20 protein-coding genes are annotated in these 24171 nt (G+C 65.8%); 15 read left to right on the plus strand and 5 right to left on the minus strand.

The window, feature by feature from the left end; all coding sequences use genetic code 11:
- The first annotated feature begins 5 nt into the window (after positions 1–5).
- From F8197_RS22460 to corA, 4 genes are all read left to right on the plus strand, one after another.
- Positions 6–893, plus strand: coding sequence for an energy transducer TonB (locus tag F8197_RS22460; RefSeq protein WP_056137740.1), 888 nt, complete (start codon positions 6–8; stop codon positions 891–893).
- Between the two features lie 2 nt (positions 894–895).
- Positions 896–1735, plus strand: a complete 840-nt coding sequence (gene aroE, locus F8197_RS22465) for a shikimate dehydrogenase (protein WP_152883757.1) — start codon at positions 896–898, stop codon at positions 1733–1735.
- The gene (gene mtgA / locus F8197_RS22470; protein ID WP_152883759.1) at positions 1732–2463 is read left to right on the plus strand and encodes a monofunctional biosynthetic peptidoglycan transglycosylase; all 732 of its coding nucleotides are present in this window, start codon (positions 1732–1734) and stop codon (positions 2461–2463) included. The genes aroE and mtgA overlap by 4 nt, the downstream gene beginning before the upstream one ends.
- Positions 2464–2552: 89 nt before the next feature.
- Positions 2553–3518 (plus strand): magnesium/cobalt transporter CorA, encoded by a 966-nt coding sequence (corA, locus tag F8197_RS22475; RefSeq protein ID WP_019921324.1) that lies wholly within the window; start codon positions 2553–2555, stop codon positions 3516–3518.
- A 7-nt stretch (positions 3519–3525) separates the two neighbouring features.
- Here the strand turns inward: corA and F8197_RS22480 are convergent, their stop codons facing one another.
- Positions 3526–5154, minus strand: coding sequence for a methyl-accepting chemotaxis protein (locus F8197_RS22480; RefSeq protein WP_152883760.1), 1629 nt, complete (start codon positions 5152–5154; stop codon positions 3526–3528).
- A gap of 228 nt (positions 5155–5382) precedes the next feature.
- Positions 5383–6123 carry a GAF domain-containing protein gene (locus F8197_RS22485; protein WP_152883762.1) on the minus strand — a complete coding sequence of 247 codons (741 nt, stop codon included), beginning with the start codon at positions 6121–6123 and terminating at the stop codon, positions 5383–5385.
- A gap of 278 nt (positions 6124–6401) precedes the next feature.
- Between F8197_RS22485 and F8197_RS22490 the strand changes: the two genes are divergently transcribed.
- Both F8197_RS22490 and F8197_RS22495 read left to right on the plus strand, forming a co-directional pair.
- The gene (locus F8197_RS22490) at positions 6402–8132 is read left to right on the plus strand and encodes an ABC transporter permease subunit (RefSeq protein ID WP_056137732.1); all 1731 of its coding nucleotides are present in this window, start codon (positions 6402–6404) and stop codon (positions 8130–8132) included.
- 9 nt (positions 8133–8141) lie between these two features.
- Complete coding sequence (locus F8197_RS22495) at positions 8142–9440, plus strand: nitrate/sulfonate/bicarbonate ABC transporter ATP-binding protein (RefSeq protein ID WP_152883764.1); 1299 nt, start codon at positions 8142–8144, stop codon at positions 9438–9440.
- A gap of 14 nt (positions 9441–9454) precedes the next feature.
- Here the strand turns inward: F8197_RS22495 and hemL are convergent, their stop codons facing one another.
- Positions 9455–10750, minus strand: a complete 1296-nt coding sequence (hemL, locus tag F8197_RS22500; protein WP_056138396.1) for a glutamate-1-semialdehyde 2,1-aminomutase — start codon at positions 10748–10750, stop codon at positions 9455–9457.
- 38 nt (positions 10751–10788) lie between these two features.
- Positions 10789–11658, minus strand: coding sequence for a bifunctional hydroxymethylpyrimidine kinase/phosphomethylpyrimidine kinase (locus F8197_RS22505; protein ID WP_056137728.1), 870 nt, complete (start codon positions 11656–11658; stop codon positions 10789–10791).
- Positions 11659–11754: 96 nt separating this feature from the next.
- Between F8197_RS22505 and F8197_RS22510 the strand changes: the two genes are divergently transcribed.
- From F8197_RS22510 to F8197_RS22535, 6 genes are read left to right on the plus strand one after another with little or no spacing between them, the layout of a single operon-like run.
- Positions 11755–11907 (plus strand): rubredoxin, encoded by a 153-nt coding sequence (locus F8197_RS22510; protein WP_019921331.1) that lies wholly within the window; start codon positions 11755–11757, stop codon positions 11905–11907.
- A gap of 46 nt (positions 11908–11953) precedes the next feature.
- Positions 11954–12337: a PleD family two-component system response regulator gene (locus tag F8197_RS22515; protein WP_019921332.1), complete on the plus strand. Its 384-nt coding sequence runs from the start codon at positions 11954–11956 to the stop codon at positions 12335–12337.
- Positions 12338–12356: 19 nt separating this feature from the next.
- Entirely contained in the window at positions 12357–12722 is a 366-nt protein-coding gene (locus F8197_RS22520) for a response regulator transcription factor (protein WP_019921333.1), read from the plus strand.
- 3 nt (positions 12723–12725) lie between these two features.
- The gene (locus F8197_RS22525) at positions 12726–13313 is read left to right on the plus strand and encodes a chemotaxis protein CheW (RefSeq protein ID WP_152883765.1); all 588 of its coding nucleotides are present in this window, start codon (positions 12726–12728) and stop codon (positions 13311–13313) included.
- A gap of 15 nt (positions 13314–13328) precedes the next feature.
- Positions 13329–15557, plus strand: a complete 2229-nt coding sequence (locus F8197_RS22530; protein WP_152883767.1) for a methyl-accepting chemotaxis protein — start codon at positions 13329–13331, stop codon at positions 15555–15557.
- Between the two features lie 30 nt (positions 15558–15587).
- A complete protein-coding gene (locus F8197_RS22535) occupies positions 15588–21020 on the plus strand; it encodes an Hpt domain-containing protein (protein ID WP_152883768.1) in 5433 nt (1810 codons plus the stop codon).
- Here F8197_RS22535 and F8197_RS22540 read toward each other — a convergent pair.
- Positions 21001–22449 (minus strand): deoxyribodipyrimidine photo-lyase, encoded by a 1449-nt coding sequence (locus F8197_RS22540; protein WP_152883770.1) that lies wholly within the window; start codon positions 22447–22449, stop codon positions 21001–21003. The two genes, F8197_RS22535 and F8197_RS22540, sit on opposite strands and share 20 nt — an antisense overlap.
- Before the next feature lie 136 nt (positions 22450–22585).
- Between F8197_RS22540 and F8197_RS22545 the strand changes: the two genes are divergently transcribed.
- From F8197_RS22545 to pyrR, 3 genes are read left to right on the plus strand one after another with little or no spacing between them, the layout of a single operon-like run.
- On the plus strand, positions 22586–23254 hold the full coding sequence (locus F8197_RS22545) for a YqgE/AlgH family protein (protein WP_152883772.1): 669 nt from the start codon (positions 22586–22588) through the stop codon (positions 23252–23254).
- A 12-nt stretch (positions 23255–23266) separates the two neighbouring features.
- Positions 23267–23653, plus strand: coding sequence for a Holliday junction resolvase RuvX (gene ruvX, locus F8197_RS22550; RefSeq protein WP_056137713.1), 387 nt, complete (start codon positions 23267–23269; stop codon positions 23651–23653).
- A 2-nt stretch (positions 23654–23655) separates the two neighbouring features.
- Entirely contained in the window at positions 23656–24171 is a 516-nt protein-coding gene (gene pyrR, locus F8197_RS22555; protein WP_152883774.1) for a bifunctional pyr operon transcriptional regulator/uracil phosphoribosyltransferase PyrR, read from the plus strand.

Here is a 24171-nt window from a genome sequence, read left to right on the forward strand (position 1 = left end):
ATCGCGTGAAGTCATTCCAACAAAATCGCTTCCTCTACACCGCCATCGGCATCTCGCTGCTGGCGCATGCCGCGTTGCTGGCCGTGCGCTTTGTTGCGCCGCCGCCCAACCCGGTCAAACCCACCGATCCGGGCCTGGAAGTCATCCTGGTCAACGCCAAGCACAAGAACGCTCCGCTCAAGGCCGAGGCGCTGGCGCAGGCCAACCTCGACGGCGGCGGCACGGTGGACAAGGGCCGCTCCAAGTCGCCGCTGCCCGACATGCGCAAGATGGAAACCGGCGACAGCATCGTCGCCACCCAGCGCCGCATCGCCGCGCTGGAAGAGCAGCAGCGCAACCTGCTCAACCAGGTCAGGCGCAAGGACCCGTTCGCGGTACCGAAGGTGACCGAAGACACCAAGCCCGATCCGCTGGCCAGCGGCTCCGACCTGCTCGAATCGAGCAAGGCGATTGCCCGCCGCGCCGCCGAGATCAGCGAAACCATCGAAGACCAGAACAAGCGCCCGCGCAAGACCTTCCTCAGTCCCAGCACCCGCGGCGTGGGCTACGCCATGTATTACAAGACCCTGCAAAAGCGCATCGAGGACGTGGGCACGCTGAACTTCCCGCAGAAAAACGGCCGCAAGCTGTACGGCCAGCTGGTGCTGTCGATCCCGGTATTTCAGGATGGCACCATCTACACCAAGGAGGGTGGCATTGAAGTGACTACCAGCTCGAAGAACCCGGCGCTGGACCAGGCGGCAATCGATATCGTCCGGCGCGCCGCGCCGTTCGGCAAGTTCCCGGCCAATATGCGCTCGAGCGACCGCGACGACCTGTGGGTCATCGTGACCACCTTCAGATTCACCCGCGACGATAAACTGGAAGCCGACATGCTCGGCGGAGCAAAATAATAATGACAGCCATCCCGGCACCAGCGGACCGCTACTGCGTGTTCGGCAACCCGATTGCCCATAGCAAATCCCCCGACATCCACGCCGCCTACGCGGCCCAGACCGGCCACGCCGTGCAGTACGAAAAACGGCTGGCGCCGGTGGACGGCTTTGCCGCCGCCGTGCACGCCTTTATCGCCGAAGGCGGCAAGGGCGCCAACGTTACCGTGCCGTTCAAGCTCGAAGCCGTCAAAGTGGCGAATGCCCTGACCATCCGCGCCCAGGCTGCCGGCGCCGTCAACACCCTGCACTTCACCGAAGACGGCATCATCGGCGACAACACCGACGGCGCCGGCCTGGTGGCCGATATCGTCGGTAACGCCGGCATGCAGATCGGTGGCCGCCGGGTGCTGCTGCTGGGCGCCGGTGGCGCCGCGCGCGGCGTAGTGTTGCCGATCCTCGAACACCGTCCCGCGCAACTGGTCATCGCCAACCGCACCGTGGCCACGGCCCAGGCGCTGGCCGACCAGTTTGCCGCACTGGGCGGAGACGGCGTGGTATCGGCCTGTGGCTATCTGGAGATCGACGGCGCGTTCGACCTGGTGATCAACGCCACCGCCGCCAGCCTGAGTTCGGAATTGCCACCGGTGCCCGCCACCGTGTTTGCCCCGGGTGCACTGGCGCTGGACATGATGTATGGCAAGGAGCCCACCGTGTTCCTGCAATTTGCCGCCAGCCATGGCGCGGCCGTGCGCGACGGCCTGGGCATGCTGGTGGAGCAGGCGGCCGAGGCGTTTGCCGTGTGGCGCGGCGTCCATCCCGACACCGCGCCGGTGTTGCAGTCGCTGCGTGCGCAGCTATGAAGGCGGCCAAAAAGTCGCCCAGGCCTGCTGCGGCACGCGGCCGGTTCGGCTGGGTCAAGTGGGTGTTCATCGTGCCGGTGGTGCTGGTACTGGTGGTGCAGGTGTATTTCTTCCTGCAAATCTGGTGGTGGGTCGATCACAACCCGAGCATGACCAGCTTCATGCGCGAGCAGGAATCGGCGTTGCAGGATAAAAATCCGAAGGCCGAAATCCGCCAGACCTGGGTGCCGTACAACCGCATCTCGAACAACCTCAAGCGCGCCATCATCGCCTCGGAAGACGCCAATTTTTCCGAGCACGAGGGTGTCGATTGGGAGGCCTTGCAAAAAGCCTACGAGAAAAACAACAAGAAACGCAAGGTGGTGGCGGGCGGCTCCACCATCACCCAGCAGCTGGCCAAGAATTTGTTCCTGTCCGGCTCGCGCAGCTATGTGCGCAAGGGCCAGGAACTGGTGATCACGTATATGCTGGAAACCCTGATGGACAAGCGCCGCATCTTTGAAATTTATTTGAACGTGGTGGAGTTCGGCACCGGCACGTTTGGCGCGGAAGCGGCCTCGCGCCACTATTACCGCACCAGTGCAGCCAACCTCAGCGCCGGCCAGGCGGCCCGGCTGGCGGTGATGCTGCCCAACCCGCGCTATTACGACAAGCACCGCGATACCAGCTATCTGAACCGCCGTACGTCCACCATTCTGGCACGCATGAACGCAGTGGACGTGCCGTGAGATAAAATGCGGCCTAACCAACAGGGCAGGCTGGCTTAGCTGTTGCCTTTCCGAGTACACTTGCGCTGTTTCCAGAAGGCTCCGCACCCATGATTAATGTTTTCGTTCTCCAGAATGGCCGGCTCAACCAGGTACCGATCGACACGCGCGAAGACCTGGTCAACGCCGAGCCGGTGTGGGTCGACCTGACCGACCCGACGGATGACGAGCGGCTGTGGGTCAAGACCATTTATGGCGTGACCCTGCCGGGCGAAGACGAAGTCAAGGATATCGAAGCATCGGCCCGTTACTACGAGGCGGAAAACGGCGACCTGCACCTGCGCACCGACTTCCTGCTGGAAGAAGACGACGGCCCGTCGCGCGTGATCACGGTCGCATTCATCCTGGCGCGCAAGATGCTGTTCTCGGTGCATACCGACGATTTGCCGGTGTTCCGCCTGGTGCGCATGCGCGCCCGTTCGCGGCCCGGCTCGATCGGCGATTACATGGACGTGCTGCTGGACCTGTACGCGACCGACGCCGAATACTCGGCCGATGCGCTCGAAGGCATTTATCTGAGCCTGGAAGAAGTGAGCGGCCGCGTGCTGCAAAAGCACTTCACCGATGATGACGCGGCTGCCGCGCTGAACTCGATCGCACGCGAGGAAGACTTGAACGGCCGCATCCGCCGCAACATGATGGATACGCGTCGCGCAGTCAGTTTCCTGATGCGCGGACGCCTGCTCAACGCCGACCAGTTCGAGGAAGCACGCCAGATTTTGCGCGACATCGAATCGCTGGACGGCCACACGTCGTTCCTGTTCGACAAGATCAACTTCCTGATGGACGCCACGGTCGGCTTCATCAACATCAACCAGAACAAGATCATCAAGATCTTCTCGGTCGCCAGCGTGGCCTTCCTGCCACCGACCCTGATCGCCTCGATCTACGGCATGAACTTCAAGTGGCTGCCGGAACTGGAATGGCAGGCCGGCTACCCGTTCGCGCTGGCCCTGATGGTCACCAGCGCGATCGCGCCGTTCTGGTACTTCCGCCGGCGGGGCTGGCTGAAGTAACCGGAACCTAGCCGCGCGCCAGGCGCAGCTTGGCGCTGCGCTGCGGTGCGCTGGGGCGTTGCGTTAGAGAGCGCACCGTGGCGGTGTCGCTGTCCAGCTTGAACACCCCCACCACCTCGGTCAACGCCGACGCCTGCTGATCGAGTGCATGGGCGGCCGCCGAGGCTTCTTCCACCAGCGCCGAATTTTGCTGGGTCATGCCGTCCATCTCGCCGATGGCGCCGTTCACCTGCTCGATACCGATGCTCTGCTCGGCGCTGGCCACGCTGATCTCGCTCATGATTTCCGTCACGCGCTTGACGCTGGTAACCACCTCCTGCATGGTGATGCCGGCCTTGGACACCAGCTCGGTGCCGCTGCCCACCTTGGTGACGGAATCGTCGATCAGGGCCTTGATCTCTTTGGCGGCCGAAGCCGACCGCTGGGCCAGGTTGCGCACCTCGGTTGCCACGACGGCAAAGCCGCGCCCCTGCTCGCCGGCCCGGGCCGCTTCCACCGCCGCGTTCAGCGCCAGGATATTGGTCTGGAAGGCGATGCCGTCGATGACGGAAATGATGTCGACGATTTTCTTCGACGACTCGTTGATCGATTCCATCGTGTCGGTCACCTGCTGCATCACCACGCCGCCCTGTTCCGACACTGATGAAGCAGTCTGCGCCAGGGTGTTGGCTTGCTGGGCATTGCTGGCGTTCTGGCGCACGGTCGAGGTCAGCTCTTCCATGGCGGTGGCCACTTTTTCCAGCGACGTGGCCTGGTGCGCGGTACGGTTCGACATGTCTTCGTTGCCGGCGGCAATTTCGCTCGAGGCAGCGTCGATGGCGTGGGTGCCTTCGCGCACCTTGCCGACGATGGACGCCAGGCTGTCGCGCATGCTCTTGATTTCATACAGCAGGCTGTCCTGGTCGCCGGGCCTGACGTTGACCGTCACTGCCAGGTCGCCATGGGCGATCTTGCCGGCGATCTCGGTGGCGTAGGCCGGCTCGCCGCCGAGCTGGCGGATCAGCACGTGCTTGATCACGCGGGTGACCACGATGCTGAGGATAAAGGCGGCCACGGCCAGCGCGATGGTCCAGAAGCGGGCGCTCTCGGCGCGCTGTTCCGACAAGGCGCTCGCTTCTGCCGCCTCCTTCTCGGCGGCCGTCAGCAGCACGGCCATGTCGGCCACGATCTGGCGCCGCAGCGGGCTGCACTCGTTGACCAGGAACTGGCCATAGGCCTCCATCTCGTCGGCGTCGCGGAACTTGCGCGGCTTGTTCAGTTCCTGCGCCATGGTCAGCAGACCGGTGCGTACTTTTTCGAACTGGGCGTTGCCGGCATAGGCCGGGGTCAGCTTTTCGAGGGCCTTGAGGTAAAGGGCTTTCTGCTCGTCGAGGATGGCCAGCTCCCTGGCTGCCTGCGCCTTGTCGGTAAAGATGAAGGCATTGCGCGCGGCCAGGCCGGTTTGCGCCAGTGCTTCGCGCGCGTCGACCAGCGGGTCGAGGCGCTCGGTGCTGATCTTGTCCTGGCGCTTGAAGGCGTCGTTGATCGCGGCGACGCCGAATATGGAGACTGCCGCCAGCAACAGCAGCAGGGCCGTGACCATGCCAAAGCCCAGTGACAACTGGGTACCGATTTTGAGTTTTTTGAACGCGTTCATATTAATCTTCCTGGAAACGTTGGACGTTTCCACAAGTGCAGCGACAGACAGGCACGGGAAACGGAGACCACCGCAAGCGGCGACTGGTTACTGGTGTTGTTTTTTTTGTGGCAGTCGCAAGAATTGGGCGGTGCCGGGACAGACGGAACGACAAGGTACTGCTGATACTGCGGCGCGCCGGCTGTGGGGTGGGGGCGGTGCGCCGTGGAATGCGGTCTGACGGTGTTGCTAGCGCCGCACGCGGCGCTGGATTTCTTCCGAGGCGATCGCGGCCAGTTCGCGCAGCGACCGCACTTCGCGGTCACGCAGGCGGCGCGGTTCGCTGTCGAGCACACATAAAGTACCGAGTGGCATCTTGTCCGCGTCGAGCAGCGGGAAGGCTGCATAAAAACGGATGTGCGGTGCGCCGGTCACCAGCGGGCTATCCTGGAAACGCGGGTCGCGCGCCGCGTCTTCCACCACGAACAAGCCGTCCTGCAAAATCGCGTGGCTGCAAAACGCCCAGTCGCGTGACGTCTCCGGCGCATCAACGCCGAGGCGCGACTTGAACCACTGGCGCTCCGCCGTCAACAAGCTGATCAATGCCATCGGCGACTCGGTCGCCTGGCTGGCCAGCCAGGTCAGGCGGTCGAATACCGACTCGGGCGGCGTATCGACGATGCGCGCGGCGTCGAGCGCCAGCAGTCGCTGCGCCTCGTCGTGCGGCACCGGGTAGGCGGCCGTGGCCGACGGCAGGAATTCGGTGCTGCTGGCCACCGCCGGCGCTGGTGCCGATGCGGCCGGCGCCACCAGGCCGCGCTCCTGCATCAGGCGCTTGACGGCGGAAAGGCGCACGCGGCGGTGCCCCCCGGGCGTCTTCCACGACGGAATTGCGCCATTTTCGATCCACAGTTGCGCCGTGCTGACGGCCACGCCCAGCAACTCTGCGGTCGCGCGGGTGGTCAGGACGGAGTCTTTACTGTGGGGCATCAGGCTTCTCTCGAATGGTGGAGTCAATGAAACCAGTGTACCTCAATTTCCTATTGGAAACAATCGAAATTGACGAAAATGACGCCATTGTTTTTCTATAGCAATGAAATGTCCGGTAATGAGGCTATGTATGAGCTGAATTTGAGATGGATCATCATATTCGTCAATTATGTGATGTAGCGCACAGAGGAACTGAAAGAACTTTCATAACGGTAATAAAATCTGGGGCAAGATGCGCTTAGAATGGCGGCCAATCTCAGTGTCCGCGAGCCACGACCATGTACAAGAAACGGCAATTTTTTCCCCGGCAGGTAGTGGAAGCCGGCGGCAACCGCTGGGACTGGGCGCTGCTGCCCATCGTGCTGGCCGTGTTCGTGCTGCTGGCCTATGGCGGCCAGCAGATGGCGCGGCCCTATCAACTGGGCCAGGCGCTGCCGCTCTCGCTCGACCCGACCAACCTGCCTTACTACCTGCTGCGCACCACCTTGCGCATGTTTATCGCGCTCGGTGCGTCAGTGGTGTTCGCCTGCGTGTTTGCCGCGCTCACCACCAAGTACCGGCTCGCCGAAAAAGTGCTGGTGCCGCTGCTCGACATCCTGCAGTCGATCCCGATCCTCGGCTTTTTGTCGATCACGGTGACCGCCTTCATCGCGCTGTTTCCCGGCAACCTGCTGGGCGTGGAATGCGCGGCGATTTTTGCCATCTTCACGTCGCAGGCGTGGAATATGGCGTTCTCGGCCTACCAGGGCTTCCGCAACGTACCGGCCGAATTGTCGGAGGCGGCGCAGGTGTTCCAGCTCTCGGGCTGGCAGCGCTTCTGGCGCCTGGAACTGCCGTTCGCCATGCCGGGCCTGCTGTGGAACATGATGATGTCGATGTCGGGCGGCTGGTTTTTCGTGGTGGCGTCGGAGGCGATCTCGGTATCGAACCAGGACATCAAGCTGCCCGGCATCGGCTCGTACATCGCGCTGGCCATCGAGCAGAGCAACCTGGGCGCCATCGGCTGGGCCATCTTTGCCATGCTGATCGCCGTGCTGCTGTACGACCAGCTGTTCTTCCGGCCCCTGCTGGCATGGGCCGACAAGTTCCGCTTCGAGGAAACCGGCGGCGACACCGCGCAAAACTCGTGGCTGCTCACCTGGCTGCGCCGCACCGACCGTACGCAGGAATTCGTGGCGTGGTGCGGCCGGCTGCTGTCGCGCTCCATCGCGCTGTTCCGCCTCGGCCACGACGGCACCTCGATCCGCGCCCGCCGCGACCATCCGTCGCTGGTGCCGCAGCGCGTGTGGGACGCGGTGATCGTCGCCGTGGTGTTCTACGCCTTGTGGACACTCGGTCACTTTATCAGCACCGAAGTAGGCTGGCGCGAAGTGGGGCACGTGCTGCTGCTGGGCTGCTACACCATGCTGCGCGTGATCGGCCTGCTGGCGCTGGCCGCGCTGATCTGGGTGCCGGTGGGCGTGTGGATCGGCATGAACCCGCGCTGGGCGTCGCGCACCCAGGCGGTGGCGCAGTTCCTGGCCGCCTTCCCCGCCAACCTGGTGTTCCCGGTGGCAGTGATCGTGATCATGCGCTACCAGCTGAACCCGGATATCTGGTTGTCGCCACTGATGATCCTCGGCACCCAGTGGTATTTGCTGTTCAACGTGATCGCCGGTGCATCGACCATTCCGACCGAGTTGCGCCACGCGGCGCAGAATTTCGGATTGACGGGCTGGCTCAAGTGGCGGCGCTACCTGCTGCCGGCGATTTTTCCCAGCTTTGTCACCGGCGCGATCACGGCGTCCGGCGGCTCGTGGAACGCCAGCATCGTGGCCGAATACGTGAGCTGGGGTTCGACCACCGTCAAGGCCCATGGCCTGGGCAGCTACATCGCCGAGATGACCGCCACCGGTGATTTTCCGCGCATTGCGCTGGGCATCGGGGTGATGTGCATCTTCGTGATGGGCTTTAACCACTTCGTCTGGCGCCGCCTGTACATCATGGCCGAGAGCCGGCTGCATTTCTAGGAGCGCACCATGAACACACCGATTGTTGAACTCAAAGGCGTCGCCAAGCATTTTCGCGCGGCCGACGGCGCTGCGCGCGCGGTGCTCGAAGGCGTCGATTTCACCCTGCACGAAGGGGAAATTGTCGCGCTGCTGGGCCAGTCCGGCTCCGGCAAATCGACCATGCTGCGCCTGATGGCGGGGCTGATCCAGGCTGACGCCGGCCAGGTACTGTATCGCGGCATGCCCTTGTACGGCACCGCGCGCGGCATCCGCATGGTGTTCCAGTCGTTTGCGCTGTTCCCGTGGCTGACCGTGCAAAAGAACGTGGAGCTGGGGCTGGAAGCGCAGGGCATGCCGGCGGCGGAAAGAGCGCGGCGGGCGTCGGCCGTGATCGACCTGATCGGCCTGTCCGGCTTCGAGGGCGCGCTGCCGCGCGAGCTGTCGGGCGGCATGCGCCAGCGCGTGGGCATCGCCCGGGCGCTGGTGATGGAACCGGAAGTGCTGCTGATGGACGAAGCGTTTTCCGCGCTCGACGTTCTCACCGGCGAACGCTTGCGCGAGGAAATTCTGGAACTGTGGCAGTCGGGCCGCATCCCCACCAAGGCCATCCTGGTGGTGTCGCACAATATCGAGGAAGCGGTGATGATGGCCGACCGCGTGCTGATTTTCGCCAGCGATCCGGGCCGGGTGCGCGCCGAACTGCCGATTGCGCTGGCGCAGCCGCGCAAGGCGGAAGGGGCCGAAGTGCGGCACCTGATCGACAAGGTCTATGAGCTGATGACAGCCGGCGCCGGCCGCCGTGGCCCGATCAGCGAGAAGGAGGTGAAGCTGCAACTGGGCGACCGCCTGCCGCAGGCCGACATCGCCCACATGGAAGGGATACTGGAACTGCTGGCCGAAGAACCGTTTGCTGGCCGCGCCGACCTGCCGCAACTGGCCGAGGAAACCGATCTTACCGACGCCGAGCTGCTGGAAGTGACCAATGCCTTGCTGCTGCTGGGTTTTGCCCACCTGCTCGATGGCGACATCCTGCTGACGGAGCTCGGTGCGCGCTATGCCGCCATCATGGCGACCGAGGACAGCGGCGCGCGCCAGGCGGTGTTCGGCAAGCAGTTGCTCGAACACGTGCCGCTGATCGCGTACATCTGCCACGGGCTGGCGCAGGACCGGTCGGGGGATTTGCCGGAAGACCTGTTCCTCAAGCTGCTGCGGTTCACGCTCAGCGAAGAGGAAGCTGAACGCGCGCTGCGCGTGGCCATCGAGTGGGGACGGTACGGGGATTTGTTCGAGTATGACTTCAATACGGGGGTGATCCAGTCGCCGTGACCATCCCCGGCTTTTTATGCCCCGGCGAGCTTCTTGAACACGCGCGCAGCCGCCGCAATGGTCTCGTCGATCACGGCGTCGCTATGCTGCGCCGACACGAACCCCGCCTCGAACGCCGCCGGCGCGAAGTACACGCCTTCGTCGAGCATCGCGTGGAAGAACACGTTGAAGCGTTCGCGGTCGCCGGCCATCATCTCGGCGTAGTTGTTCGGCGGCGTGGCGCTGAAGTACAGGCCGAACATGCCACCGACCGCATCGGCGCAGAACACCACGCCGGCATCTTTTGCCGCTGCCGTCAGGCCGGCAGCCAGGCGCTCGGCCGTGGCGCCCAGGCGCTCGTAAAAGCCCGGTTCCTGGATCAGCTTCAAGGTGGTCATGCCGGCCGCCACCGCCACCGGGTTGCCCGACAGGGTGCCGGCCTGGTACACCGCACCGAGGGGCGCCATGTTGGACATCAGTTGCGCGCTGCCGCCGAACGCCGCCACCGGCAGGCCGCCGCCGATCACCTTGCCCAGCGCGGTGAGATCGGGCTTGATGCCGTACAGTTCCTGGGCGCCGCCCAGGGCCACGCGGAAGCCGCACATCACTTCGTCGAAGATCAGGAGTGCACCGTGCCTGGTGCACAGGTCGCGCGTGGCCTGCAGGAAGTCGGCGTTGGCCTTGATCAGGTTCATATTGCCGGCGACCGGCTCGATGATCACGCAGGCGATTTCGTCGCCGAAGTTGGCGAAGGCTTCTTCGAGCTGCGCCACGTTGTTATAGTCAAGCACCAGCGTGTGCTTGACGAAGTCTTCGGGCACGCCAGCGGACGTCGGGTTGCCGAAGGTGAGCAGGCCGCTGCCAGCCTTGACCAGCAGAGAATCAGCGTGGCCGTGGTAGCAGCCTTCGAACTTGACGATCTTGTCGCGGCCGGTGGCGCCGCGCGCCAGGCGCAGCGCGCTCATGGTCGCCTCGGTGCCCGACGAGACCAGGCGCACCTGTTCCAGCGACGGCACCAGGCGGCAGATTTCCTCGGCCATTTCCACTTCGCCCTGGGTCGGTGCGCCGAACGACAGGCCGCGCGTGGCCGCCTCCTGCACCGCCTTGACCACTTGCGGGTGGGCGTGGCCGACGATGGCGGGGCCCCACGAGCCGATGTAGTCGATATAGCGCTTGTCGTCGGCGTCCCAGAAATACGGGCCTTCGGCGCGGGTGATGAAGCGCGGCGTGCCACCCACCGAGCGGAAGGCGCGTACCGGCGAGTTGACGCCGCCGGGCGTGGTTTTCTGGGCGCGGGCGAACAGCGTGTCGTTGTTGGAAATCGTGGTCATGTGGTTATCTCGGTGTCCGGTGAATAAAACGGCCATGCTTACTGCATGTCGGCGGCCGTCGTCAGCAAGTGGAAGAAGCGGTTGGGCACGAACTTGCCCATGCCATAGCGCTGCGCATGGGCCAGGGCGCCCACAGTGTACTCCTGCGCCGCTTTCACCGCTTCCGGGGCGTCCACGCCGCGCGCCATGAAGGCGGTGATCGCGGCCGACAGCGTGCCGCCGGCGCCGATGAAGGGGCCGGGCAGGTGCTGCCAGGCGTCGTGGCTGACCATGCCGTCGGAGTGGTACAGGGTGTTGGCCAGCGTATTCGGTACTGCGCGGCTGCCCACCTTGGCCTGCATGGCGCCGGCCTGTGTGCCGGTGACCAGCACGTATTCGCAGCCCAGCGCGATCAGGTATTCGACGTCGGACTGCAGCATGTTGTCGAGGCCATCGCCGGCGTCGCGCCAGGTTTCGGCCAGCCGGCCCAGTTCCACCACCGACAGCATCAGCAGCGTGGCCTGCGGCACCAGCAACTGGCGCACGGCGGTGAGCAGTTCCTCGGCTTCGTCGTCGGGCAGGTCGGGCAGGCGCGAGCTGAACGGATCGAGAATCAGCGGCGCATCGGGGTAGTCGGACAGGATCTCGGCGATTGCCGCCACTTGCTCCACGTTGGTCAGCGCGCCGACCTTGAAGGCGGCCATGGTCATGTCCTCGAGGACCACGCGGGCCTGGTCGGCCACCCAGTCAGGATCGATTTCCTGGGTGTCCTCGATGCGGGCGGTGTCGCCGATCAGCAACGCGGTGGTGGCGGCCAGGCCGGTGCACGAGAGCGCGGCAAACGCGGCCAGGTCGGCCTGGACACCGGTGGCGCCGGCGGGATCGGCGACGCCGAAGCTTAATATGAGAGGAGAAGTTTGGTTTTGCACGGCTGGTAGATTAAGATACCTGATTCGGCATTTTACTTGATTGAAGGGTGGCAGAACGTGAGTAGCAATGAAACAACGCAGGACTTCCAGACCTGGATGTGCCTGATCTGCGGCTGGATCTACGACGAACAGGCCGGCCTGCCCGACGAAGGCATCGCCCCCGGCACCCGCTGGGCCGACGTGCCGATGAACTGGAGCTGCCCGGAATGCGGCGCCCGCAAGGACGATTTCGAGATGGTCGCGCTCTGATCCGCAGCCCGATCCATGCAGTTGCGGCATGTGCTAAGGTGCAGTGATGAATAACGCCCTGACGATCATGGTCATCGACGACAGCAGCACGATCCGCCGCTCGGCCGAGATTTTCCTGTCCGGCGCCGGCTACCGCGTGGTGCTGGCCGACGACGGTTTCGACGCCCTGGCCAAGCTGGCCGACCATCGCCCGGCGCTGGTATTCTGCGACATCGTCATGCCGCGCCTCGACGGCTACCAGACCTGCACGCTGATCAAGAACAGCGCGGCATTCCACGCCACGCCGGTGCTCATGCTGTCTTCGAAAGACGGCCTGTTCGACCGCGCGCGCGGCGCCATGGCCGGTTCCGCCGCGTGCCTGGCCAAACCATTCACCCGGGAAGGCATGCTTGCAGCGGTTCGCGCGCATGCCACCAGCTCACCAGACTAAGATACCCGCAGGGGGAACCATGGCCATACAACGCATACTGATCGTCGACGACTCGCCCACCGAGCGTTACTACCTGTCCGACATCCTGGTCCGCAACGGCTACACCGTCGATGTCGCCGAAAGCGGCGAGGAAGCGCTCGTCAAGCTGCGCGCCGAGAAGCCCGACCTGATCCTGATGGACGTGGTGATGCCGGGCGCGAACGGCTTCCAGGTCACGCGCTCGATCGCGCGCGACCCCGTGCTCAAGGAAGTGCCGGTGATTATCTGCTCGAGCAAGGACCAGGAGACCGACCGCATCTGGGGCATGCGCCAGGGCGCGCGCGACTACCTGGTCAAGCCGGTCACGCCGGGCGACCTGCTCGACAAGATCGCCGCCCTCGGCTGAGCGATGGACGCCGCCACGCCCGCACCCCTCGATCCCACCGACGGTCCGCCAGCCGGCGAGCGCCGCAGCAGCCTGCGCCAGTACCAGGTGCAGCTGCTCGAACGCATGCAGGCGGCCAAGAGCGGCGCCGCCGCCGGTGTGCGCGAGCTGGGCGTGGTGATCGGCGGACGCCACTACCTGCTGGATCTCACCCAGATCGGCGAGATCGTCACGCCGCAACCGGTGTCGCCGGTGCCGCTGGCCCGCCCGTGGTACCTGGGCCTGGCCAATATCCGCGGCGACTTGACCGGCGTGATCGACCTGGCGCGCTACCAGGGCCAGCCCGGTGCGGTTGCCGGTACCAGTGCCGGGACGCCGGCCGAGCGCCGCCTGATTACCTTTTCGCCTAAACTGGGGTTCAACTGCGCGCTGCTGGCCGACCGCGTGCTGGGATTGCGCACGTCGTCCGAGATGCAGGCAGTCGCCGTGCCTGGCGCCGGTGCGCCCGCCTGGGCTGCTCACCAGTTCGACGACGGCGAGGACCGGCGCTGGACGCTGCTGGACCTGGCGCAACTGGTGCGCGAGCCGCGCTTTGCGCTGGTGGGCTTTTAAAGGGAAGGAACGGGTTTGGACCAGGAGACCTTCGACCATATCGCCGCCGCGCGCGCGCAGCAGGGCGGGCCGGTGCGCCTGCGCGATGCGCTCGACCGTCTCGGCGCCGCCACGGCGGCAGCCGACGGTCAGCACGAAGCGCGGCCTGGCCTGAAACGGCTGCCGCTGATCGGCCGCCTGCCCACCCAGCGCCAGTTGAGCATCCTGTCCACCGCGCTTGGCATCAGCCTGAGCGTCTCGGCCGCCTGCGTCGCCCTCAACACCATCTACAGCGCCAACCGGTCGGCGCAAACCCAGGTTGCCAGCGACGCGCTGATGCACTCGCAGCGCATCGGCAAGGCCGCGCCCAACGCGGTGCAGGGCAGCGACGAAGCGTTTCGCCAGCTCGAGGAAAGCCGGCGCGAACTCAATAACGACATCACGCTGATGACGCGCGGCGGCAAGGTGCAGGGCCGCCAGCTGCGCGCACCGGGGGCCGACCTGGCAGCAACCGTGGAATCGGTGCGCAAGCAGTGGGGCGCCACCGACCTGGCCGCCGCCACCATCCTCACCCTCAAGACCGATCTCAGTGGCGTCGATCAGACCCTGCACAAGCTCAATGCCATGTCGCCCGACCTGCTGGCCCGCACGGAGGAGATCAGCGCCTTGCGCGTGGCCGGTGGCGGTTCGGCGCGCGAGATCGCCGCGCTGGGCAAGCTCACCATGCTGACCCAGCGCATGAGCCGCAGCGCCAGCGAATTCCTCACCGCCGGCGGCATCAGTTCCGAAACCGCGTTCCAGCTGGGGCGCGACACCACGGTGTTCCGCACCACGCTCGAAGGTTTTCTGAGCGGCAGCGCCGCGCAGGGTTTGAGCGCCGCGCGCGAACCGGAGCTGCGCGAGAAAATCGTCGCTCTCAAGGCGCAGTTCGAGGACTACCAGAAGCTGGTGGCGGCCATCCTCGACAAGCTCGATAAATTCAGCGCCGCCAAGAACGCCGAACGGCTGATCTTCAACGAGAACGAGGCGCTGCGCCAGCGCCTCTACACGCTGCAGCAGTCCTACCGCGCCGAGCAGGATTCGCTCGGCCTCACCTTCTGGCTGATGGTGGCCTGCGGCATGCTCACGTTGGTGATGGCGGTGGCCATCGGCCGCGTGCTGCTGATCGATTCCAACAACCGCACGCGCGGCGCCGACCGCCGCCGCCGCGAGGCCGACGCCCTGCGCATCGACTCGCAGCGCAAGGAGGAAGCGGCCCGCGAAACCAACGCCCAGAACCAGGCCGCCATCCTGCGCCTGATGAACGAGCTGCAAAAAGTGGCCGACGGCGACCTGACCGTGCGCGCTACCGTGTCGGAGAACGTCACCGGGGCGATTGCCGACACCGTCAACTACACGGTGGAGGAGCTGCGGGTGCTGGTGGGGCGAGTGACCGCCACTGCCGAACAGGTCACGCGCGCCTCGCTGCACGCGCACAGCATTTCCAACGATTTGCTGCGCGCTTCGCAGCAGCAGTCGCGCGAAATCCAGGACGTGAGCAGCACCGTGGTGCGCATGGCCGACCAGATCACCGACGTCTCGCGCTCCGCCAGCGAATCGGCCGACGTGGCGCGGCAATCGGTGGCCGCTGCCAACCTGGGATCGACCGCCGTGGCCAACGCCATCTTCGGCATGCACGAGATCCGCGACCAGATCCAGGATACGTCCAAGCGCATCAAGCGCCTCGGTGAATCGTCGCAGGAGATCGGCGAAATCACCGAACTCATTTCCGACATCACCGAGCAAACCAATGTGCTGGCGCTGAATGCCGCCATCCAGGCGGCGTCCGCCGGCGAGGCGGGACGCGGCTTCACGGTGGTGGCGGAGGAAGTGCAGCGGCTGGCGGAGCGGTCGGCCGCCGCCGCCAAGCAGATCGGCGCGCTGGTGCGCACCATCCAGACCGACACCCACGATGCGGTGGCGGCCATGGAAAAATCCACGCGCGGGGTGGTGGAGGGCACGCGCCTGTCCGACGCCGCCGGCGCGGCCCTGAACGATATTTCGAATGTGTCGCACCACCTAGCGGAGCTGATTTCCGGCATCGCCCAGGCCACCGGCGAGCAGGCCACGTCGGCCAGCGGTGTGGCGCGCAACATCCAGCTGATCCTGACCGTCACCGAACAGACCCAGGACGGCACCCAGCACACGGCGCAGTCGATCCATAAACTGTCGGTGCTGGCGCAGGAACTGAAAAACTCGGTGGCGCGGTTCCGCATCGCCTCCTGAGCGGCACAACATTGAAAGGCCGGTACCAGCATGACGACCACTGACACTGCTCACGCAATCACCACCGCAACCCCGATCGACACCGGTCCGCTGTCGTGGGTGATGGAGGAAATCCGCGAAGCGCTGGCCCGTTCGCGCACCGCCTTGCAGGAAGCGGGCGGGCGCGCCGCCGAAGACCAGGCCACCCAGCTGCAGCACGCCAAGACCCACTTGCACCAGGCCCATGGCGCCTTGCAGATGGTCGATGTGGAAGGCGTGGGGCAGGTCACGGCACTGGCCGAGACCGCGCTCGAACGCTTCAAGTCGGGCGCCGTCAAATGCACCACCGACCATGTAGAAGCGGTCACCCAGCTGTACCAGGCGTTGGTCGAATACCTGGAAGAGCTGCTGGCAGGCGCGCCATCGCAGCCGGCCAGGCTGTACCCGTACTACCGCGCGGTGCAGGAAATCGTCGGCGCGGAGCGCATCCATCCGGCCGACCTGTTTTTCCCCGACCTGGCGCGCGCAGTGGAATTGCCGGCTGCTGCCGAGGCGGTGCCCGACACCGCCCCCGACTACGCCGCCTGCCGCCAGCGCTTCGAGCGCGCGCTGCTGCCCTACCTGAAAAGCGCCGACCCGGCGCAGCAGCGCGAACACGCCGCCGCCCTGACCGATGCGGTGGCGGCGGTGGCCGCCGTCCAGCAGCAGGCAAAGCCGCGTGCGTTCTGGCTGGCGCTGCAGGCTTTTGCCGAACTGGTGGCCGGCGGCGATATTGCCGGCAGCGTGCAGGTCAAGCAGCTGTTCGGCATGATCAACCTGCAATTGCGACGCCTCTCCCAGGGCAACGCCGCGCAGCCGGACGCCATGCTGCGCGATGCGTTGTTCTTCATCGCCGTTGCCGGCCCGGACAGCGGTTCGCCCACGGCGCGCGCGTTGCACGCAGCGTTTGCGCTGGACGGCCTGGCGCCGCCCGACTACGACAGCCGCCGCTACGGCCAGCGCGATGCGCTGGCGCCCGCGCAGGCGCGCAGCTGGCAGGACGCCGCACCCGAGCGCAGCACCGCCGAGATCAAGGCGGCGCTGCGCGCGGTGGAACACGCGCTGGACCGGTTTTACGCCGACCCGCAGCAGCGCGTGGCGCTCACCGGCCTGGCGCCGGCGCTCGATGGCTTGCAGGCGACATTGACGGAACTGGAGCAGCCGGTCGCCGCGCAAGCCGCCCTGCAAGTACAGTCGCAGGTAGCGGCCCTGGCGCAGGACTGCGCCGATCCGGCGCAGGAGGCGAAAACGCTCGACGACGTGGTGCACAACCTCAGCGCGCTCGGTTTCTTTGCCGAGCTGCTGGCGCACAATGCGGCCGGGGCGCGCCAGCGCTTTGCCTACGATGCGCGGCAGGGCAGCTTCCGCGCGGTGCCGTTTTCCAAGATGGCAGGCGCGGAATCGATCCCGGTGCTCGACGACGCAGTGCCGGCGCCGCCCCCCGCCGCACCGCCGCCGGAAACCGTGCCCGCCGTGGAGACGGCCGCCAACACCCCGCACCTGCTGGAACTGTTCCTCTCTGAGGCGCGTGAGACGCTGGACTTCGCCGATACCACGCTGGCCGTCGATGGACCTGGCAACGAACAGTTCCTGATCATGCTGCGCCGCTCGTTCAACACCCTGAAGGGCAGCGCCCGCACCGTGGCGCTGGACGACTTCGCCGACGGCGCCCACGCCATCGAGCGCGTGATGAATACCTGGCTGGCCGAGGAACGGCCGGTGGACGCCGCGCTGACCGCCTTGCTGGAACGCGCCGCCCGCGAGCTGCGCGCCTGGACCGACCTGCTGGCCAGCGTAGGTGCGCAGGTATCGCTGACCGCCCGCGCGCAAGCCCTGGCTGCCGACGCCAGGCGCGTGCTCGATGGCGTTGTCGATGCGGCCGAGACTGCCGACACTGCCGATGCCGATATCCGAGCCACCGCTGATGCCCTCGGCAACGCCGACGTCCCCGCTATTTCCGATGCCCCCGGCGATGCCGGCGTACTCGCCATCGCTGACGCCGCCGGTGATGCCGATATCCCGACTGGCGCTGACTCCGCCGATGCCCCCGCTGTCGCTGATTCCGCCGATGCCCCCGCTGTCGCTGATTCCGCCGATGCCTCCGCTGTCGCTGATTCCGCTGGTACCGCCGATGCCTCCACTGTCGCTGACGCCCCCGGTGACGCCGACATCCTGACTGTCGCTGACTCCGCCGACCCCACCGATTCCTTCACTGGCGCTGACTTTACCGGCGCCGCCGAGGCCCCCGCTAACGCCGACGCCTCCGGCGCTTCTGACGCTTTGGCCAGCCTGGAAGGTGCGGACAACGCGCCCGCTGGTGACGCGGCTATCCCGGCCCCGCTGCTCGCCATCTTTCTGGCGGAAGCTGGGCAACTGGTGGACCAGCTGACGCAAGACTTCGGCGCCTGGCGCCAGATCCCGCAACGCGCCGCCGAGCCGCAGTCGCTGCGGGCCGCGCACACGCTTGCCGGCATTTCGGGCACCGTGGGCGTGCCCGTGCTGCGCGAACTGGCGCTGGCGCTGGAGGACACTTTGGCCGCGCTGCAAGCGCCCGCGCCTTTCCTCGACCAGGCGCAGCACGACCTGTTCGATTTCACGGCGCAGCGCCTGCGGCAAATGGTCGATACCGTGGGCCGCAGCGACATGCCATCCGCCCAGCCGGAATTGATCGCCGCGCTGGCGGCGCTGCGTGCGCAGTTGCAAGCGAGCGCACCGGCGGCCAACGCAGCACTGGACGCGCAACTCGACCAGTTGGTGGCTGGCGCACAGGCGCCTGGCGCGGCGGCGCACGACGAATCGCCGCTGGACGCCATGTTCCGCCAAGTGTACGACCAGCTGAGCGGGACCGTGCCGGCATCCGAAGCGCCGGCGCCCGCACCGAAAAAGGGCTGGCGCAAGGTCGAGCCGCGCGTCGATGACGATATCGACGACCTGTTCAACGCTGCCTTCGACGAAACCTTTGCCGAGCCGCCGCTGCACATCGCCGCACCGGCCGCCGAAATGACTACGCAGCCACTGCCCGCACCGGCCGAAGCCACCCCTGAACCAGTATCTGCACCGGTCTCGGAACCAGCACCAGACCCGGTAGCAGTCCCGGCACCATTCCACGCCGACACCGGCATCACCGAACTGCCACTGGCCGCCCCGGCGCAGCGCGACGCCCTGCCGGCCATTTTCAACGATGAACTGGACGCCGAACTGCTGGCCGTGTTCCTCGAAGAAGGCGCCGACCTGCTGCCGCAGGTAGGCGAGGCCTTGCGGGCCTGGCAGGGTGCACCGCTTGATGCCGGCCACGCGCAAGGTTTGCTGCGCCTGCTGCACACGGTCAAGGGCAGCGCGCGCATGGCCGGCGCCATGCGCCTGGGCCAGCACGTGCACGAGATCGAAACCCATATCGAAAACATGGTGCACGAAGGTTCCGCCACGCCGCTGGCGTTCGACGAACTGCTGGCCCATTACGACCACGCGCTGCTGCTGTTCGAGCAGTTGCAGCAGGGCGGCATGGCCGCTGCCGTGGAAACCGATGCGGCGGCCGATCCTGGCGCCGCGCCATGCGCCGATGCGCCGTCCGCGCCGTGCGCCGACGACCAGCCGGCCAATAAATCGCCACTGGTGCGGGTGCGCGCCGATATCCTCGACCGCCTGGTCAACCAGGCCGGCGAAGTGTCGATTGCCCGGTCGCGGCTGGACAACGAAGTGGGCGCCATGCGCGCCACGCTGGGCGACGTGTCCGATAACCTGTCCCGCTTGCGCAGGCAGCTGCGCGAAATCGAAATGCAGGCCGAATCGCAGATTGCCTCGAGCATGTCGCGCATGGCCGACATCAACGAGCGCGATTTCGATCCGCTCGAATTCGACCGCTTTACGCGCCTGCAGGAACTCACGCGCATGATGGCCGAAAGTGTCAACGACGCGGCCAGCCTGCACGAGCACCTGGAGCACAGCGTCAACCACGCCGGCGACGACCTGGTGGTGCAGGCGCGCCTCACGCGCGACCTCCAGCGCGACCTGATGCGGGTACGCATGGTGCCGTTTGCCAGCATTGCCGAGCGCCTGTTCCGGGTGGCGCGCCAGAGCGCCAAGGAAGTGGACAAGCGCGTCAACCTCGACCTGCGCGGTGGCGGCGTGGAAATCGATCGCGGCGTGCTCGAACGCATGGCCGCGCCGTTCGAACACCTGCTGCGCAACGCGATTGCCCACGGCGTGGAACCGCGTGCCGCGCGCACGGCCGCCGGCAAGAGCGAAACCGGCGAATTGCTGATGGAAGTGACGCAGCAGGGCAACGAGGTCGTCATCGAATTTTCCGACGACGGCGCCGGCCTGGACCTCGAACGCATCCGTGCCAAGGGCGTGGCCAGCGGCTTGCTGGCAGAGGGCGCAGACGTCACCGAGGCGCAGGTGGCCGACCTGATTTTCGAACCCGGTTTCACCACTGCCGAAGCGCTGACCGAGTTGTCGGGCCGCGGCGTGGGCATGGACATCGTGCAGTCCGAGGCGCAGGCCCTGGGCGGCCGGGTGGACCTGGAATCGACGCCGGGGCAGGGCACGCGTTTCGTGATTCGCCTGCCGCTCACGCTGGCGGTCACCCAGGTGGTGCTGGTGGCGGCCGGAGGGCGCAGCTACGCCCTGCCGGCCATCCTGGTCGAGCAGGTGCAGCAGATGAATGGCGAGGCGCTGGCCGCCGCCCATCAAGCCGGTCACGTGGCGCTGCACGGCCGCCAGGCCGCGCTGCACTACCTGCCTGCGCTGCTGGGCGACATTGACATGCAGCCGCAGGTCAACCAGTCGGCGCCGGTGATGATGCTCAAAAATGGCACCGAGCGGCTGGCATTGCAGGTGGACGAGGTGCTGGGCAACCGCGAGGTGGTGGTAAAGAATATCGGCCCGCAGCTCGCGCGCATGGCAGGCATCGCCGGCGCCACCGTGCTGGGTTCGGGCGACATCGTGTTGATCCTCAACCCGGTGGCGCTGCTGCACCACCTGGCGCAAAACCCGGAGGCGCGCGCCCAGTATGCGCAGGCGGTCCACGGTGACACCGCTGCCGACGCCGGCACGGTGACGCGTGCGCACGCGGCCACGGTGATGGTGGTCGATGATTCGATGACGGTGCGCCGCGTGACCGGGCGCCTGCTCGAGCGCGAAGGCTACCGGGTGCTGCTGGCCAAGGATGGCGTCGATGCGCTGGAACAGCTGCGCGAGCACCAGCCCGACCTGCTGCTGGTCGATATCGAAATGCCGCGCATGGACGGTTTCGACTTCACGCGCCAGGTGCGCGGCGATGAACGCACTGCCGGCATCCCGATCATCATGATCACGTCGCGCAGCGCCGACAAGCACCGCAACTACGCGCTGGACCTGGGTGTGAATGCCTTCTTCGGCAAACCGTTCCAGGAGCCGGAGCTGCTCGAGACCATGGAAAAACTGCTCAATCTTCCGGCGGTTTGACCTTCTTGACGACTTCGTAGCGTTCAAGCGTGCGCTTGCGCGCCTCGTCGTGCATGACGATCGGGCCCGGGTACTTGAGCGGTTCCATGCGCCCGTGCAGCCACGGCGCGTGGATTTCCTTGTCGGTCAGGTGTTTCAGTTGCGGCAGGTAGCGGCGGATGAATTTGCCGGCGCCGTCGAACTTTTCCGACTGCGTGATCGGGTTGAAGATGCGGAAGTACGGTTGCGCATCGCAGCCCGACGACGACGCCCACTGCCAGCCGCCGTTGTTCGACGCCAGGTCGAAGTCGTTCAGGTGCAGCGCGAAATATGCCTCGCCCCGGCGCCAGTCGATGCCGAGGTCCTTGATCAGGAAGCAGGCGGTGACCATGCGCAGGCGGTTGTGCATATAGCCGGTCTGGTTCAGTTGCAGCATGGCTGCGTCCACCAGCGGGTAGCCGGTGCGCGCTTCGCACCAGGCGGCGAACAGTTCGTCGGCTTCTTCGCCGGTTTCCCACTCGATGGCGTCATAGGCGGGCTTGAAGGCGCTGCCTACCACGTGCGGGTTGTGGAACAGGATCATGGCGTAGAACTCGCGCCAGATCAGTTCCGCCAGCCACACCGGCGCGCCTTCGCCGCCGCCGCCGCGCGCCATCAGGTCCACCACCGTGCGCACCAGGTGGCGCACCGACAGCGTGCCGAAGCGGAAATGCAGCGATAAATACGATGGGCCTTTCACGGCCGGGAAGTCGCGCGCGGTCTTGTACTGCGCGATGCGCGGCAGGAAATCCTCGAACAGTTGGGCGGCGCCGGACATGCCGGTGGGAATCTTCAGTTCGGCCAGGTTGCTCGGTTCGAAACCAAGCTGCTTCAAGGTCGGCAACTTGGGTGTGGGCGAGGGCGGCGGCGCCAGGCGCGCGGCGTGCGGTTCGATATGGTACGGCGCGATCACGCTCGGATCGGCGTCGAGTTTCTTGAGCCAGGCATTCTTGTACGGGGTGAAGACGGAAAACACGCCGCCCGTTTGCGACAGCACTTCGCTTTTCTCGAACACCACCTGGTCCTTGAAGCTGGCGAGCACGCGGCCGTCGGCTTGCAGCGCTTTGGCGACTGCGGCATCACGGGCGATGGCCTGCGGTTCGTAGTCGTGGTTGCAATACACGGCATCGACCTGCAATTCGGCGGCCAGCGCCGGGATTGCCGTCAGCGGATCGCCGTGGCGTGCCAGCAGGCAACCGCCCATCTGGCGCAGTTCGGCATCGACCTCGGCCACGCTGGCGTGTATGAAGTCCACGCGCCGGTCCTGGCGCGGCAAAGCGTCGAGGATGGTGCTGTCATAGATGAATGCGCAGTAGACTTTGTGGCTGTCTTGCAGTGCCTGATGCAGGGCAACATGATCGAAAACGCGCAGATCGCGGCGCAGCCATACCAGGGTTGAATCGTGTTTCATTGAGTCTGTGTCTATCTTGTGGGGCAACGCAATCGTGGGTGCGCTGCGATTTCAGTGTAAACTACGCGGTGACTTGCTAGATGCGAATACTAGCACCGACCGCCCTGCGCGGCCCCGCACACAGAGAGCAATGCGTATGAAGAAGAGCAAAATCGGCAAAACGCTTCCTGTCCCCGGCTTGTTACAGGAAGACCCGTTGGCCCCATTGAGCGCCACCGCCACCGAGGGCGACAGCCCGGTCCCGCAACTGAACCTGGCCAATCATTTCCTGATCGCCATGCCTTCCATGCAAGATCCGGTCTTCGGCGGCACCGTGGTGTATGTCTGCGAACACAATGAAAACGGCGTGTTGGGCGTGGTGATCAACAAGCCCACCGACATGACCATGCAAGTGCTGTTCGAACGGATCGACCTCAAGCTCGAGGGCGACCATGACAGCGCGGTCGATCAGCCCGTCATGTTCGGCGGCCCGGTGCAGGACGACCGCGGTTTTGTGCTGCACACGCCGGGCCAGCGCTATTCGTCGTCGCTCACCGTCACCAGCGAGGTGGCTTTCACCACGTCGATCGACGTGCTCGAGGCGGTGGCGTCCGGCGACGGTCCGCCGCGCATGCTGGTGTCCATCGGCTACTCGGGCTGGAGCCCGGGCCAGCTCGAAGACGAGATCGGCCGCAACGGCTGGCTCACGGTCGGCGCCGATCCCGAGATCCTGTTCGGCGTGCCGATCGAGCAACGCTACACGGCGGCGATACGCCTCTTGGGCATCGACCCGCTGATGCTCGCGTCCGAGGCCGGCCATGCGTAAGAAGCCTGTCTTGTGAACGCTGACACCATCTTTGCCTTCGATTTCGGCGTCAAACGCATCGGTGTGGCCATGGGCAATACCCTGATCCGCCAGGCCACGCCCGTCAAGGTGATTGCCGCCATCGACAACGCCACCCGCTTTGCCGCAATTCAAACCCTGCTCGACGAATGGCAGCCCACGCTGCTGGTCGTCGGCCTGCCGATGCACCCGGACGGCACGCCCCACGACATGACGGCGCGCGCACGCAAGTTCGCCAACCAGCTGCACGGCCGCTTCAACCTGCCGGTGGAGCTGGTAGACGAGCGCTATACCTCCGCCGTGATCAGCGCCAGGCGCGGCGAGGTCATCGACGACCGCGCTGCTGCCATCATCCTGCAACAATATTTCGACGCCAACTGACCATGCCTACAATCAACCCCAACCAACTCGATGCCGAAGCGTTGTACGCGACGCTGCTGGCCGACGTCAAAGCCGGCCTGGCCGGCGTATCCGATGTCGCCATCGTCGGCATCCACTCCGGCGGCGCCTGGATCGCCGAACGCCTGGCAGCCGACCTGGGCCTGTCCGCGCGCTGCGGCGTGCTCGACGTCTCGTTCTACCGCGACGACTACGCCAAGAAAGGCCTGCCGGCCGAGGTCAAGCCCACCAACATCACCTTCGATGTGGCCGCCGCCAACATCCTGCTGGTCGATGACGTGCTGTACACGGGCCGCACCACGCGCGCCGCGATCAACGAACTGTTCGACTACGGCCGCCCGGCGCGCATCATGCTCGCGGCCCTGGTCGATCGTGGCGAACGCCAGCTGCCGGTCGCGGCCGATTTCGTGGCCGCCCATGTCACCGTGCAGAAAGGGCAGGCGCTGGTGCTCAAGCGCGCCGACGACGGACAATTCACGCTAACCATAGACCACGCTTAA

Origin of the sequence: Duganella sp. FT27W (assembly GCF_009295655.1) — a bacterium.
GTDB classification, from domain to species: Bacteria; Pseudomonadota; Gammaproteobacteria; order Burkholderiales; family Burkholderiaceae_D; genus Rugamonas; species Rugamonas zoogloeoides.

Excerpts from the sequence above, each read along its gene's own strand:
- aroE (WP_152883757.1), top strand. The coding sequence starts at position 896 with ATGACAGCCATCCCGGCACCAGCGGACCGCTACTGCGTGTTCGGCAAC.
- mtgA (WP_152883759.1), top strand. The coding sequence starts at position 1,732 with ATGAAGGCGGCCAAAAAGTCGCCCAGGCCTGCTGCGGCACGCGGCCGG.
- corA (WP_019921324.1), top strand. The coding sequence starts at position 2,553 with ATGATTAATGTTTTCGTTCTCCAGAATGGCCGGCTCAACCAGGTACCG.
- F8197_RS22480 (WP_152883760.1), bottom strand. The coding sequence starts at position 5,154 with ATGAACGCGTTCAAAAAACTCAAAATCGGTACCCAGTTGTCACTGGGC.
- F8197_RS22485 (WP_152883762.1), bottom strand. The coding sequence starts at position 6,123 with ATGCCCCACAGTAAAGACTCCGTCCTGACCACCCGCGCGACCGCAGAG.
- F8197_RS22490 (WP_056137732.1), top strand. The coding sequence starts at position 6,402 with ATGTACAAGAAACGGCAATTTTTTCCCCGGCAGGTAGTGGAAGCCGGC.
- F8197_RS22495 (WP_152883764.1), top strand. The coding sequence starts at position 8,142 with ATGAACACACCGATTGTTGAACTCAAAGGCGTCGCCAAGCATTTTCGC.
- hemL (WP_056138396.1), bottom strand. The coding sequence starts at position 10,750 with ATGACCACGATTTCCAACAACGACACGCTGTTCGCCCGCGCCCAGAAA.
- F8197_RS22510 (WP_019921331.1), top strand. The coding sequence starts at position 11,755 with ATGTGCCTGATCTGCGGCTGGATCTACGACGAACAGGCCGGCCTGCCC.
- F8197_RS22515 (WP_019921332.1), top strand. The coding sequence starts at position 11,954 with ATGAATAACGCCCTGACGATCATGGTCATCGACGACAGCAGCACGATC.
- F8197_RS22520 (WP_019921333.1), top strand. The coding sequence starts at position 12,357 with ATGGCCATACAACGCATACTGATCGTCGACGACTCGCCCACCGAGCGT.
- F8197_RS22525 (WP_152883765.1), top strand. The coding sequence starts at position 12,726 with ATGGACGCCGCCACGCCCGCACCCCTCGATCCCACCGACGGTCCGCCA.
- F8197_RS22535 (WP_152883768.1), top strand. The coding sequence starts at position 15,588 with ATGACGACCACTGACACTGCTCACGCAATCACCACCGCAACCCCGATC.
- F8197_RS22540 (WP_152883770.1), bottom strand. The coding sequence starts at position 22,449 with ATGAAACACGATTCAACCCTGGTATGGCTGCGCCGCGATCTGCGCGTT.
- F8197_RS22545 (WP_152883772.1), top strand. The coding sequence starts at position 22,586 with ATGAAGAAGAGCAAAATCGGCAAAACGCTTCCTGTCCCCGGCTTGTTA.
- pyrR (WP_152883774.1), top strand. The coding sequence starts at position 23,656 with ATGCCTACAATCAACCCCAACCAACTCGATGCCGAAGCGTTGTACGCG.